Below are 12899 nucleotides of genomic sequence, written 5' to 3' on the forward strand. Positions count from 1 at the left end.
TACGTAGCTGGATGGCTTCATCAGCCATCGACATGGACGTCTTTGGAACTTAAGGTCGGGCCGCTAGGAAGCGGCCCGCATCGTTTGTGCGGCGCTCACATTGTCAATCAGCCGTGAGGTTTTTCGTGTCTTTGGAAAATAAGGTTGCCATCGTAACAGGCGCCGCTCAGGGGATTGGGTTTGCCGTTGCCAAGCGGTTCCTCATGGACGGGGCCAAGGTCGTCATCGCCGACATCGACGACACGACCGGCGAGGAAGCGGTGGAAGATCTGTCGACCCTCGGCGAGGTCATTTACATCCATTGCAACGTGGCCGAACGCCTCGATGTGCGCAACATGGTTGCCGAGACACTCAACGCCTATGGCGACATCGACATTCTGGTCAACAATGCCGGCATCGTCGGCGGCGCCGATTTTCTGGAGCTTGAGGAAGACGACTTTGACCGGATCCTTGGCGTCAACCTGAAAGGCGCGTTCTTGTGTTCTCAAGCCGTTGCACGCCACATGGTGGAGAAAATCGAAGGCGGCGGTGACCCGGGCTGCATCATCAACATGTCATCGATCAATTCGGTTCTCGCGATCCCGAACCAGATCCCGTACTGCGTTTCCAAGGGCGGCGTGTCGCAGCTGACCAAGACAACCGCCCTGGCCCTTGCTCCGCACGGTATCCGGGTCAATGCCATCGGGCCGGGGTCGATCATGACCGAAATGCTGGCGGCGGTGAACAGCGATCCGGCGGCCAAGCAGAGGATCATGTCGCGCACACCGCTGTTGCGCATTGGCGAGCCGTCGGAAATTGCCGGTGTCGCCGCGTTCCTGGCGTCGGAAGACGCAGGATATGTCACCGGTCAGACGATTTTCGCCGATGGAGGACGGATGCCGCTGAACTACACAGTGGCCGTGCCTGAAGAGGACTGATTGGGCAACTGCAAGCAGAGCCATCGATCAAATAAATGCGCCACCCTTTTTACAGTCAGATCAGCGCAGGGCCGTCTGAGCCTTCGGTGCCCTGTCTTTAAGGGCAACGACAAGTGTCGCGCAAATGATGCAAGCGGCAGCGGCGTAAAAGGCCGGCTCCGGTAGAATGTCGAAGAAGAGCACATCTGCGATTACGGCAAACACAAGCGACAGGTATTCAAAGGCGGCCAGTTTCGAGATCTCGCTGTACTGATAACTCAGTGTCATCAGGATATGCGCAATGCCGCCAGCAAATCCGGTGCAGACCAGCAGGCCCAGTTGGTGCCAGCTCGGCGTTGTCCAATCGAAGGGAAGGGTCGCAAGTCCGGCAATGGTGCATGTGAGTGCAAAGTAAAAAGCTATGGCGCCGGCGTTTTCTGTCAGGGCAAGGCTGCGAATTTGTATCTTTGCACCTGCGGTCAGGATTGCCATCGCCAAGGCAAGGCCAACACCGGTCAGATAGGTGACGTCGACACTGGCGCTTGTTGCGGTCGGCAGGATCAGAACCAGCATTCCTAGAAAACCGAACAAAACACCGAACCAGCGCGCGGCGTTGACGGTTTCCTTCAGCAGAATGGCTGCCAGGACAACGGCGAGAACAGGAGCCATGTAGCCGATGATCGAAGCATGCGACAGCGGCAGGTACTTCAGGCTCGCGAAACTCGCGAACATGGCAAGGCAGCCGAGGATACACCGGGCGACATGACTGCCAGGGCGTCTTGTCCTGAGCCCGGATGGAAATTCTCGTGTCCACATCAGGAACAGTACCAGCGGGATCAACGCAAATGCACTTCGGAAGAAGACGACCTGGCCAACAGGAATCTCGTCGGACAGCCATTTGATGAAAATAACCATCAACGTGAAGAAGAATGTGGCACCGACACGCAAGCTGATGCCTTTGAAGTCGATCGACATATCTAATCCGAAAGTGCTTCGCCGCCGATGAGATCACGCAGCCTGTCGCCGGTCAGGTTGATGGACAGAACTGTCACAAGGATCGCCAGCCCAGGAAAGATCATCAGGTGCGGCGCGGTTTGCATATAGGCTTTGCCGTCCAGCAACATGGCACCCCACTCCGCGTTTGGAGGCTGAACGCCAAAGCCAAGAAAACTCAATCCTGAAATGGACAAGATGGTCCGCGACCAGGAATTGGTCCACAACACGAGAAGGCTGGGGCCGACATTCGGCAGAATGTGACGGCTCAATATGAGCCATGACGGCAAGCCGTTCAGCCTTGCCTGGGTGACAAAATCCCTGTGAGCAAGATCAACACTGAGCCCGCGCACCAGCCGGGCGAATCTCATCCAGCCGACCAGTATCAGCGCCATCACCATATTGGTCGTGCTCGGTCCAAGGACACCGGCGATCGTGACTGCCGCGATCAGTTCTGGAAAGGCAAAGAAACTGTCAGTCACGCGCATCAGTGTTGTGTCGGCGGCACGACCGAAGTGACCGGCTGCCAGGCCGACAATTGTCCCAACAACAGCCCCGATCGATGTGATCAGGAACGCGAGGCCAATCGACCAAACACCGCCATAGAGGATCCGCGTTGCGACATCCCGGCCAAGCTGATCTGTGCCGAACCAGTGTTCGGCGGACGGAGGCGAGAGGCGATTAAGGAAATCCGCTGCGTTCGGTGCATAGGGCGTGAACGAAAACCCGGCCGCGACAAGTGTTCCAAGTACAAGCAATCCGATGCCGAGATTGAGGAGAAAGCGGTTGAAGTCCCGCTCCCGCATTTTTTTCTCGAGACTGGGCTCCTCCGGAAGAACCAGTTTTTCAGCCACTGTCATGACCGGGCACCTTTCCGGATATCAGCGTCTTTGAACGCGAATAGCGATGTTCGCGGATCCAGAAAATCCTGAAGGATCTCGATCAACGTGTTGATGAAGACATAAACAAGCGCGAAGAACATCACGAGAAAAAGGATCAGCGGATAGTCTCGCGACAGAACCGCCCCTGCGAGGAGCGATCCAATCCCGCCGCGAGCGAATGTCAGCTCAACGATAATCGTGCCTTCGAGCAAGGCGGCAACGTCCAGTCCGATCATCGTGAGTGCGGGAATGGCCGCGTGGCGCAGGATGTGCCGCCAGAAAATTTCGGCCTCGCTCACTCCCCGTAGCCTAAGTGTTTCAACATAAGGTGCAGACTTGGCCTCCAGAAAAAAGGCACGCATCAGACGTGTCTGCGATGCGGTGATCCAGAAAGACAGGGTCAGGGCAGGCAGAACGATATGTGCTGGCGTTCCGGTTCCGTAAGCGGGCAACCAGCCGAGGTGGGCCGCGAAGAGCAGGATTAAAAGCAGTCCGAGCCAGTAATTCGGCATCGCGGCGCCAATGGAAGCGAGAGCGACGGCGCATCGGTCCGCCAGGCTCCCGGGCCGCCAAACCGAAATTGCGCTCAGACAAAAGGCTGCGATCAAACCAATCGTGAGCGATGTGGCAGTGAGCGTCAGGGTCTCGGTGATGTTGGCAAGGAAGACATCCCAAACGGGTGTATTGGAAGCAAATGAATTGCCGAAATCTCCCTGAACAAAGCGCATGAGCCATTCAAAGAACTGCACAAAAAAGGGCTCGTTCAGCGAAAACTCCTCACGAATACCTTCCAGAATTTCCGGCGGGAAACCGTTTGCGTCCGGATAGCGCGCATGTGCAATGGCAGCCGCTTTGTCTCCCGGGGCGAAGAACGTCATTGTGAAGGTTATGAGGCTGACCCCGAATAGCACAGCCAGTAAACCCACCAATCGCCGACCGCTGGACGCGAAAATCTGTTTCAGCCGACCCCAATGATCCGTCATGAGTACACCTCTGCCGGTCGGCCGGAACTTAGGGGTGCTTGCGGCAGACTGCCCAGGTCCCGCGCGGCTTCGATGAGGTCACGACAGTAGCGGCTTGCCGGTTCTGCAAAGAACGAATTTGCCACCTGATAGGCTTCGACCTTGCCGTCTCGGAGCACCAGCATCTGATCGGCAAAAGCTGCGGCAAAGCCAAGGTCGTGGGTCACAATGACAAATGTGATGCCGTAGCGCTCCTGAATCTGTTTCATGGTCTTGGCGATTTGCTTCTGCACGATGGCGTCAAGCGCGCTGAGCGGTTCATCAAAGAAGACGAGATCCGGGCTGGCGATGAGCGCACGTGCGAGACAAGCGCGCTGTGCTTGGCCGAGCGATACTTCAGATGGCTTTCGCGTTGTCATCTCACTGGGCAAATCGACGTCGGAAAGCACTGTCGAAACGGCGTTTTCGAGGTTGGCCTCAGAGAGATTTTTCGAAAAGATGCTTTCAGCAATCGAGGCGCCCAGTGTCAACTTGGGGTTCAAGGCAGCGATGGGGTCCTGCATCACCCACCGGCTTCCCTTCAAACCGGGGCGTCCTTGCCAATGGCCGGCATGCGTCACGGCGAAGCCGGTTTTCGGGTTGAAGACAAGCTGTTCAAAGCGTGCCGGCATCAAGCCATTCAGTGCTTTGAGCAGACTGCTTTTGCCGGACCCGCTTTCACCAGCCACGCACAACGTTTGACCACCGGGAAGCGAAAAGGAAACATCGTCCAGGATCAAATTGCCGGCGATGGAAAGGCTCAAGTGGTCAACTGACAGCATCGAACGACTGCTCGGCAGTGATGGAACCGGACGATTGCGGGTTGCTTAGAACTGTCCAGTCCCGATGTTTTACAAGCAATCGCCCATAGTCGGATTGCGGCGAGGAGAGAAGCGTTGCGGTTTCACCAAACTCGACAACGCGTCCGGAATTCATAATGGCAGTGCTGTGCGCGTTTCGAGCGGCAAGAGATAAATCATGGGTCACGATCAAGACCGCGATGTCATGCAATTCCGCATATGCCTTGACTGCACGGAGCACCTGGGCGGCAATGAGTGGGTCAAGGGCTGATGTCGGCTCGTCCAGAATGAGCAAACGTGGCTCTCCGATCAGCGCCATGGCCACAAGCAGACGCTGTTGCATACCCCGGCTCCACTCATGCGGAAAACTCCTGCCGAATGGCTTCAGCCCAAGTTGTTCAAGAAGCTGTTTCTGCCTGTCAGTAAAATCGCTAGCGCCGGTGATGATCCGGGACGCTTGCCGCCATTGCCAGGCCAGGCGTTTGAGGGGATCGAATCCCTGGTCAGGATTCTGCGGAACATAGGCAATTCGCTCAGGCTTTCGCGCATTTTGCAACAACGGAAAGTGGGTCTCTTTTCCGTTGAAAACCAGTCGGCCCTCAAAGGGGCTCGCGGGACGCGTTAAACCCATCAGGCAGCGCAGAAGTGTCGATTTGCCTGCACCGGACCCGCCGACGACGGCAACGCACTCACCGGTCTTGATGCTCAAACTGACATTGCTCAGAACCACCTGCCGGCCGATGCGGGCCGACAGGTTCTCGAGTTTCAAGAGCAGGTTACGATCATTCGGCAAGCGTCAGATCCGGCGTCACAAGGTAGGTTTCTGCCGGGTGGATCTTGTAGCCCTCCACCTTACCATTACCAACGGACACTTGTGTCTTGTGGAAGACTGGAATCAGCGGCAATTCGGAATTGATGATCTCTTGAATGCGGTCGTAGTGCTCCTTGCGGACTTCATCATCGAAGTTTTCGCGGCCCTTCTTCAGAAGCTCATCCAGTTCCTCGTTGGAATAGCCGGAGAAATTGTAACCGACCCCCGATTCGACCAAAGTGCTTGGGAAGTAATCCGGATCGCCCTGCGGTGCGGTACCCCATGCCTGAAGGTGCATATGGATTTCACCGGCCTTCAAGGCTTCGTTGTTGGCATCATACTCGGCCATGGAAATCTCGGATCCGATTCCGATTTGCTGAAGCAGCGCCTGTGTGATCTCCAAGGTCGGGCGCAATGCAGCACGGCCTTCATATGAGCGGATCTTGAGGGAAACTTCTTCGCCGTTCAGTTCCCGGTTACCGTCGCCGTTTGTGTCGATGATCCCGGCTTCGTCCAACAGCGCCTTGGCTTTCTCCGGATCATAGTCCAGAGACAGATCGGCGTTGGCCCAAGAGGCCATGGTCGCGGGAAATAGGCTGTTCGCGACTTCGCCGCCGACGCCGTTCAGGGACGCGGCAACAATCGTCTCGCGGTCAAGGCCGAGGGAAACAGCCGTGCGCAGTGTGTCATCGACAAGCGGACCGTCGGCTGTCCTGACCTGGAAAAAGAAGAGCCGGGTGGTTGGGTTGGAGAACAGCTGACCTTCGCCCTTTTCCTTCAAAGCAGCGTAATCCGGCTCCGGATAATTGGTCACAAGATCAACATCACCCGCCTGAAGTGCCAACGCAGCAACAGCGGGATCAGACAGCGCATCCATGACAATGCGATCAAGCTTCGGCTCTCCACCCCAGTAATCTGCAAACTTGCGGGTCTGATAAGTCTTGTCCGTCTCAGCCATGACGAACACGAACGGGCCCGTGCCGATAAGTGGCAATTCGTCGGTGCCTTCTCTCAGGACAGCCGCAGACGGTTCGGTAAGAGACCACAAGAAAGCGGAATTCGGTGATTTTGTCTTGAACACCAAGGTGTGGTCGTCTTCAGCCGTGATGCTCTCGATGCCGAGCAACCTGGACAGCCGGGGATTGTGGCCAGGGTGCCCTTCGATATCCAGCTTTTCGAAGGAAGCCTTTACATCTTGCGCGGTCATAGGCGACCCATCATGGAACTTGACGTCCTTGCGAAGCGTCAGTTTCCACTCGGTTGGCGAGATGTTTTCGTATGTCTCAGCCAAGCGCGGCTGCATGGTCATGTCGTAGCCAAGGCCGATCAAAGTCTCCGACACACCGGCTCGGTTGCTAAGCCAGCCATTTTGCCTCGCTCGGGGATCCGGCACACTGCTCTTGGGTCCGAAAGGGACAGCAATACGCATGGTGTTTTCGTCGGCGTACGCTTGGAACGCGGGCATCGCAAATGCGGCGATTGCAATTGCACCCGCGCTCAACAAGGCGGGGATGGACAAACTGATTTTGTGAGTAGACACGATAGGCTCCGGGTGCGGAAAACGTGAGTATAGGATGCAGCTTTTGCCTATATGTAATAGTATTACATTTCAAGCAAAAAACCACTCAACCCATCACGCAAATCGGTTGCAGTCCGCGGGGTGATGGCCCGTGTCATCCTTCGACCGATCAACCTGCCGTCGGCGGACAAATCTGGTGCCTGAAGGGGACTGATCAGGCCGCCTCATTCGAAGTGGTGCAGCGGTGCACTTCGACCGTGATGTGGGCGATTCCGAGGTCCTCCGGTACCAACGATTTATAGTGGTTTGGCCCGTGAGATTGATGACTCACGATCGTGACCTCGGCCGCGTGCTGTCCCTGGCCGATCGCCCAGACATGCACGTCCGCGATCCTGTCGCTCTCATCTGCCATAAGCGCGCTGCGCAGCTGATCGACCACCCGATCCTCCGCCTGCCAGTCCAACAGGACCTTTGCCGACATGCGCAGTAGGCCAAAGGACCAATGTGCGACGAGAATGGCGCCGACAATGCCCATGACCGGGTCGAGCCAGTTCGCTCCGGCAAACTTGCCTGCGAGAAGCGCGAGGATCGCCAGGAGGGAAGTCAGCGCGTCGGCCAGAACATGGAGATATGCGGCCCGCAGGTTGTGGTCTCTGTGGACTTCCGATGTCGTGTCCGCAGCATGGTTGTGGTCATGATGATGTGCGTGATCGTGATGATGGTGGTGATGGCCATGGTCGTGCCCGTGATCATGGTGGTGATGATGCGGGGTGGAGGCGAGCAGCCAGGCGCTGGCGCCGTTGACAAGAAGCCCGAGCACCGCGACCAAAATCGCCTGGTCGAAACTGATGAGCACCGGATTGAACAGCCGCTCGATGCTTTCCACGGCCATGAGCGCGGCAAACCCCACCAGAAGGATCGCGCTGGCGAAAGCCGCCAGGCTGTTGACCTTGCCCGTACCAAAGGAAAAACGCCGATTGGCAGCTTGCCGCCGCGCATAAACATAGGCCGCCACGCTTATTCCGAGTGCAGCCGCGTGGCTTGCCATATGAAGCCCGTCGGCGAGCAACGCCATCGAACCGTAGTAAAGTCCGGCGATGACTTCCACGACCATGAAAACGGCCGTCACAATGACGATGATGAGTGTCCGCCGCTCACCAGGCCGTGCCTTGTCCTGACCGAAAACATGGTCGTGCGTCCAAGTGGACATGTCTTTGGTGTGCATTTTGAAGACGCTCCCGGAATTGACTGGACTGGCTCGCTGCGTACGACTCACAGATGAGTTTATGAACCGCAGAGAAGCTGGTCCACAACTCTGTCAGGCAGGCGCACTGAGACCGGTGGACTGTGAGGACGGCGCCGCGGCGGCACCGTCCATCCAGCCCGATGGAAAGACGCAAAGGACAGCACACAGTCTGCACTTGGTTAAATTTAGCTTTTGTAGCAGGCGGTCTTAACCTGTCCGTTTCAGGTCAGGTTGCCATGCCCCTAACCTGAAAGCCCGAACAGTTTTTTCACGGCTAAGCCATCGTCAATGGTTTTCCAGCGTTCAGCAAAATCGTGAACCTGAGACTCGATCGCCTGGCCTTCGTGTTGTGTGTGTGGCCAGTCGCTTCCCCACACAACGTGCCCCTCGTCGAGCAGTCGTAGCAGCTCTTCTCCATGAGAGGTGAGATCAAAGGGTGTGCGATAGGGTGCTGAAAACTTGTAGAAGATGTTTGATCGGTCGTGAAGTAATCTGACGGCCTTGATCATCGGGTCGTCGACCGGTTTGCGTTCCGATGGCAGGCCGAAATGATCGATCACCAGGTTCAGACCCTGATCCGCCAAAACCGGGAGCAGTGGAGCAAGACGCGGCCCTTCCAGATGAATCTCCAGATGTAGATTGCGAGCCTTCAGCTTTTCAAAAAAAGTCTGACATTGCATCGATAGAGGGATCGGGAGGTCTGCGCCGCCAACAAGATTCCACCTCAGACCGCGTATCCCGGTCTCGACCAGCCGGTCCAGTTCCGCGTCGTCAATGTCGACAGGAACCACCGCAACGCCAGCAAATTTGTCCGGATCCAGACGCTTCAGGGCGTCGCAGAGTTCCGAATTGTCGGTTCCCAAAAAGCTGACCTGAACGATCACACCACCTGTGAGTCCATGACGATCGAGCGTTTTTTTCCAGGTGGAAAGCGGCGCTGCTGTTTCCGGGACATACCTTGCTTGCGAGATTGCACTGACGGCCTCGTACACATGAGCATGGCAATCGAACTGAAACATATCTCGCACCTCCAAATTCATATATATGACTAGTTGACTAAATCAATCAAGCCTGATTTAGTGTGATGCACAGGAGGAAGTTTATGGCCACCAGTTCGTTAAGCTCGGATGATCGTCTGCCGGCCTATGTGAGGCTGCGGGACACGCTTACCGCGCGCATTGCTGCGGGTGAGTGGACGCCGGATGCGCCGATACCGTCTGAAATGCGTCTGGCCAAGGAATACGGACTTTCCGTCGGCACTGTCCGCAAGGGCGTCGATGGGCTCGTCGATGAAGGCTTGCTTGAGCGGCGGCAGGGATCCGGGACATATGTGCGGGCGCCGTCCTTCGACGCGACCCTGTTCCGCTTTTTCCAGCTTCGGGAAGCCGACGGCTCTCAGCTGGCCATTCCATCGAGCCAGTTGATCGTACGCGTTGCTGCGAAGGCGCCCGAGGAGGCGGCCGATGCGCTTGGAACAGATCGCGTGATCAAGACGCTTCGCCTTCGCAGTCTCTCCGATCTGCCGGTTCTTTACGAGGAGATCTACGTTCCGGCGGACCGTTTCGAGGGCTTTGTCGAATTGCCAGCAGGCAGTTTCGGACCGTTGCTCTATCCGCTTTATTTCGAGCACTTCGGCGTGCTGGTCAAACGCGCCATTGATGATCTGTCTTTCGGCAAGGCCAGCGAAACCGTTGCCCAGCGGCTTCGGCTGTCGGCCGGAGACCCCATGGCTGTAATCCGCCGCACGGCCTTCGATCTTGAAGACAAACCGGTCGAATGGCGTATCGCACACGGAAGTGCGGCGCAGTTTCGCTACCGCAGCGAAATCTCTTGATGTGACTTTTCAGGGAGGAACAAATGAAATTTTCAACAACACTTGCCTGTCTCGCCGCGACAGCGGTTCTGGCAACGCCGGCTGTGGCGGAGTATCCGGAGCGCAGCATCGAACTGACCATTCCCGCCGGTGCAGGCGGGGGGACCGACACGAGCGCGCGCAAACTTGCGATTATTCTGGAAGAAGCACTTGGCCAGTCCATTGCGATCCTGAATGTTTCCGGCAGCGGTGGCTCCGTCGGTGCGACGCAGTTCATGCAGGCCAAACCCGACGGGTATTCACTCTTTGCGACCTGGAACAGTCCGCTTACAACGGTGCCCCAGGTGCAGAATGTCGCTTATTCACTCGACAGTTTCACGCCAATCGCATCGACGTCGGAGACCGCCTATACACTGTGCGTGAAATCCGACTTCCCGGCGACCGACGGAGCGGGTTTTCTTGAGGAACTGGCCGCGAACCCGGGCAAGTATACCTATGCCAACGATGGCATCGGTGGAACGATGCAATTGGCGGCTGAGCGTATTTTCCAATCCAAGGGAATTGATGCAGTTGCCATTCCTTTCGGCGGAGCCAAGGAATCGCTTCAAAATTTCCTCGGAGGTCACGTCGACATCTACGGCGGCTCCATCTCCACGGTCTTGCCTCATGTCGAGGCTGGAACGGCTGTTTGCCCGATCGTGACGTCGGCTGCAGACGTTCCGGCATTGCCGGGTGCCTCAGGGTTGGCAGCTCTCGGGATGGCGGACAAGGAAACCCTGCTTTGGCGCGCGATCCTTGGACCCAAGGGTCTTGATCCTGAAATTGTCGCGAAACTTGCAGACGTGATCGAAGTGGCCGTGAACAATCCGGACTATGTCGCGTTCCTTGCCACGAAGGGTGAGGTCCCCAATGTCGTCAAGGGGGATGCCCTCGGTCAGCGCCTTCAGAACGAGTTTGACGGCCTCGCAGAGGTCTCCAAGGCTCTCGGTCTCTGACGGATGGAACGTCAACAGGACATTGCGCTCGGAGCCATTTTCATGGCTCTGGGCATCGCCACGGCCTGGGGTGCCAGCTTCTACCAGGGGGCCGGTGGAACCTATCCGATGGTGCTGGGTCTGTTGTTGACACTTCTCGGCACGACTGTCGCATTGAGAGCCTTGCGCGCACAGGATTCGATCGAACGGGTCCTTGTCGATGCACCGAAGAAATTGTGGACGGGCATTGCGGCGGGCGTTCTTTACATCGCGCTCGTTGTTCCGCTCGGGTTCTACACAGCCTCGCTCCTGCTGATGCTCGCGATGCCCTACGCACTCGGCTTTCGCCGTTTCACTTATGCGCTCATCGTCAGTGTCATTTTCATTGCGATTGTGTACGCGGTCTTTTCGTTCCTTCTCGAAAAACCACTCCCGCGTGAGGCGGTTGTCATTTTGTTGAGCGGGGGTGGCTGATATGGACTTCTACATTGACGCACTTGCTGCGGTGCTGACACTCGGCCCGCTTCTGGCGATGATCGGCGCCACCATTCTTGGTGTCTTTATCGGGGCATTGCCAGGTCTCAATCCTGTCATGGCGATCGCGTTGCTGTTGCCCTTGACCTATTCGATGGATCCGCTCGTCGCGCTCGGGATGGTCGCCGGTATCTACAACGGGTCCATGTATGGCGGTGCAATCCCGTCCATCCTTTTGCGTATCCCCGGAACGCCCGCCTCGATCGCGACAACCTTTGACGGCTTTCCCATGACCGAAAAGGGCGAAGCATCAAAGGCCTTGAAGGTCGCTTGCTGGTCATCGGCAATTGGCGGGATTGCCTCGGCGATCGCGCTCATGACTGTCGGCCCGCTTCTGGCAAAGGTGACACTGCTTTTCGGTCCGGCGGAGTATTTCTGGATTGCTGTTTTCGGAATGGCGTCCGTTGGGGTGATGGTCGGCTCCGACCCGGTGAAGGGGGTTATGTCAGCAACACTTGGTCTGTTGATCGGAACAATGGGGATCGACAGCCTGTCCGGGCAGGCGCGCTTCACCTTCGGACAGACCTGGCTTCTGGGCGGTCTGGATCTGATCGTGGTGCTGGTCGGTCTCTATGCTCTGCCGCCGGTTCTGCAGCTCGCCGAAAAGTCCGATTTCAAGGGGCTCTCGGCCGCAGCTCTCAAGTTGCAGGCCATCCCGTTCAAGTCCGGTGAAATTCGAAGCTTCATTCCAACCTGGATCCGATCCTCCGGCATCGGAATAGCCGTCGGGATTCTGCCGGGAGCAGGCGGTAACATCGCAGCATTCTTGAGCTACAACGCCGCGAAAAACACTGCTAGGGACCAGGACAGTTTCGGCAAGGGCAATCCCAAAGGTGTCGCGGCTGCTGAAACGGGCAACAACGCTGACAATGCTGCGTCCATGATCCCGGTATTGGCGCTCGGCATTCCCGGAAATGTGGTCGCAGCGCTGGTGCTGAGCGCACTCGTGATCCACGGCTTGCAACCAGGTCCGCAACTCTTTCACCAAAATCCGGTGCTGGTGGGTGGTTTCATGATGGAGATGCTGCTCACCTCAATCCTCATCATCTTTCTTGGGGGGGCTTTGGCAACACGTGTCTTTGCTCAGTTTCAGCGTTTGCCAGGGGTGCTGCTGGTGCCCTCGATCATGATTTTGATGTGCGTCGGTGTTTATGTCATCAACGGACGCCCGATCGATCTGTGGGTAATGTTCGCCGCCGGCGTTGCCGGGTACTTCCTTGAAAAGGTGAATGTTCCGCTGGCGCCGATCATTCTCGGGATGATCCTGGGTCCAATGGCAGAACAAAGCGTGCGCAGGGCTCTTCTCATCAGTCGGGGCGATCCGTCGGAACTATTGACGCGGCCCATTTCAGCAACCTTGGCGATTGCCACACTCCTGGTTCTGATCTGGCCAATTGCCAAATCGATCCGGAAAAGCCGCGCCGCTTAAGC

At 57.0% G+C, this 12899-nt stretch carries 13 protein-coding genes; 5 read left to right on the top strand and 8 right to left on the bottom strand.

What is annotated here, in order from left to right; translation table 11 throughout:
• Nucleotides 1-125: 125 nt before the first annotated feature.
• Nucleotides 126-917, top strand: a complete 792-nt coding sequence (locus tag RBB47_RS15840; RefSeq protein WP_305986816.1) for an SDR family NAD(P)-dependent oxidoreductase — start codon at nt 126-128, stop codon at nt 915-917.
• Between the two features lie 60 nt (nt 918-977).
• On the opposite strand, the gene RBB47_RS15845 is transcribed toward RBB47_RS15840, so the two are convergent.
• The 8 genes from RBB47_RS15845 to RBB47_RS15880 all read right to left on the bottom strand — a co-directional run bounded on the left by RBB47_RS15845 (nt 978) and on the right by RBB47_RS15880 (nt 9166).
• On the bottom strand, nt 978-1871 hold the full coding sequence (locus tag RBB47_RS15845) for a DMT family transporter (RefSeq protein ID WP_305986818.1): 894 nt from the start codon (nt 1869-1871) through the stop codon (nt 978-980).
• 2 nt (nt 1872-1873) lie between these two features.
• Nucleotides 1874-2749 (bottom strand): ABC transporter permease, encoded by an 876-nt coding sequence (locus RBB47_RS15850; RefSeq protein ID WP_305986820.1) that lies wholly within the window; start codon nt 2747-2749, stop codon nt 1874-1876.
• Nucleotides 2746-3753, bottom strand: coding sequence for an ABC transporter permease (locus RBB47_RS15855; protein WP_305986821.1), 1008 nt, complete (start codon nt 3751-3753; stop codon nt 2746-2748). The genes RBB47_RS15850 and RBB47_RS15855 overlap by 4 nt, the downstream gene beginning before the upstream one ends.
• Nucleotides 3750-4553 (bottom strand): ABC transporter ATP-binding protein, encoded by an 804-nt coding sequence (locus RBB47_RS15860; protein ID WP_305986822.1) that lies wholly within the window; start codon nt 4551-4553, stop codon nt 3750-3752. The genes RBB47_RS15855 and RBB47_RS15860 overlap by 4 nt, the downstream gene beginning before the upstream one ends.
• Nucleotides 4540-5364 (bottom strand): dipeptide/oligopeptide/nickel ABC transporter ATP-binding protein, encoded by an 825-nt coding sequence (locus RBB47_RS15865; protein ID WP_305986823.1) that lies wholly within the window; start codon nt 5362-5364, stop codon nt 4540-4542. The genes RBB47_RS15860 and RBB47_RS15865 overlap by 14 nt, the downstream gene beginning before the upstream one ends.
• Nucleotides 5354-6724 carry an ABC transporter substrate-binding protein gene (locus RBB47_RS15870; RefSeq protein WP_305986825.1) on the bottom strand — a complete coding sequence of 457 codons (1371 nt, stop codon included), beginning with the start codon at nt 6722-6724 and terminating at the stop codon, nt 5354-5356. Before RBB47_RS15870 ends, RBB47_RS15865 begins: the two co-directional genes overlap by 11 nt.
• Nucleotides 6725-7115: 391 nt before the next feature.
• Nucleotides 7116-8126 (bottom strand): CDF family Co(II)/Ni(II) efflux transporter DmeF, encoded by a 1011-nt coding sequence (dmeF, locus tag RBB47_RS15875; protein ID WP_305986827.1) that lies wholly within the window; start codon nt 8124-8126, stop codon nt 7116-7118.
• 263 nt (nt 8127-8389) lie between these two features.
• On the bottom strand, nt 8390-9166 hold the full coding sequence (locus RBB47_RS15880; protein ID WP_305986828.1) for an amidohydrolase: 777 nt from the start codon (nt 9164-9166) through the stop codon (nt 8390-8392).
• An 83-nt stretch (nt 9167-9249) separates the two neighbouring features.
• On the opposite strand from RBB47_RS15880, the gene RBB47_RS15885 reads away from it, so the two are divergent.
• The 4 genes from RBB47_RS15885 to RBB47_RS15900 are packed head-to-tail and all read left to right on the top strand — an operon-like array spanning nt 9250 to nt 12897.
• Nucleotides 9250-9981 carry a GntR family transcriptional regulator gene (locus tag RBB47_RS15885; protein WP_305986829.1) on the top strand — a complete coding sequence of 244 codons (732 nt, stop codon included), beginning with the start codon at nt 9250-9252 and terminating at the stop codon, nt 9979-9981.
• A 23-nt stretch (nt 9982-10004) separates the two neighbouring features.
• On the top strand, nt 10005-10955 hold the full coding sequence (locus RBB47_RS15890; RefSeq protein ID WP_305986831.1) for a tripartite tricarboxylate transporter substrate binding protein: 951 nt from the start codon (nt 10005-10007) through the stop codon (nt 10953-10955).
• A gap of 3 nt (nt 10956-10958) precedes the next feature.
• The gene (locus tag RBB47_RS15895; protein ID WP_305986833.1) at nt 10959-11408 is read left to right on the top strand and encodes a tripartite tricarboxylate transporter TctB family protein; all 450 of its coding nucleotides are present in this window, start codon (nt 10959-10961) and stop codon (nt 11406-11408) included.
• Nucleotide 11409: 1 nt separating this feature from the next.
• Nucleotides 11410-12897: a tripartite tricarboxylate transporter permease gene (locus RBB47_RS15900; protein WP_305986834.1), complete on the top strand. Its 1488-nt coding sequence runs from the start codon at nt 11410-11412 to the stop codon at nt 12895-12897.
• Nucleotides 12898-12899: the final 2 nt, after the last annotated feature.

This window comes from Roseibium sp. MMSF_3544, from assembly GCF_030732845.1.
Taxonomy (GTDB): domain Bacteria; phylum Pseudomonadota; class Alphaproteobacteria; order Rhizobiales; family Stappiaceae; genus Roseibium.

Excerpts from the sequence above, each read along its gene's own strand:
- RBB47_RS15900 (WP_305986834.1), top strand. The coding sequence starts at position 11,410 with ATGGACTTCTACATTGACGCACTTGCTGCGGTGCTGACACTCGGCCCG.
- RBB47_RS15885 (WP_305986829.1), top strand. The coding sequence starts at position 9,250 with ATGGCCACCAGTTCGTTAAGCTCGGATGATCGTCTGCCGGCCTATGTG.
- RBB47_RS15850 (WP_305986820.1), bottom strand. The coding sequence starts at position 2,749 with ATGACAGTGGCTGAAAAACTGGTTCTTCCGGAGGAGCCCAGTCTCGAG.
- RBB47_RS15895 (WP_305986833.1), top strand. The coding sequence starts at position 10,959 with ATGGAACGTCAACAGGACATTGCGCTCGGAGCCATTTTCATGGCTCTG.
- RBB47_RS15845 (WP_305986818.1), bottom strand. The coding sequence starts at position 1,871 with ATGTCGATCGACTTCAAAGGCATCAGCTTGCGTGTCGGTGCCACATTC.
- RBB47_RS15880 (WP_305986828.1), bottom strand. The coding sequence starts at position 9,166 with ATGTTTCAGTTCGATTGCCATGCTCATGTGTACGAGGCCGTCAGTGCA.
- RBB47_RS15860 (WP_305986822.1), bottom strand. The coding sequence starts at position 4,553 with ATGCTGTCAGTTGACCACTTGAGCCTTTCCATCGCCGGCAATTTGATC.
- RBB47_RS15890 (WP_305986831.1), top strand. The coding sequence starts at position 10,005 with ATGAAATTTTCAACAACACTTGCCTGTCTCGCCGCGACAGCGGTTCTG.
- RBB47_RS15855 (WP_305986821.1), bottom strand. The coding sequence starts at position 3,753 with ATGACGGATCATTGGGGTCGGCTGAAACAGATTTTCGCGTCCAGCGGT.
- dmeF (WP_305986827.1), bottom strand. The coding sequence starts at position 8,126 with ATGCACACCAAAGACATGTCCACTTGGACGCACGACCATGTTTTCGGT.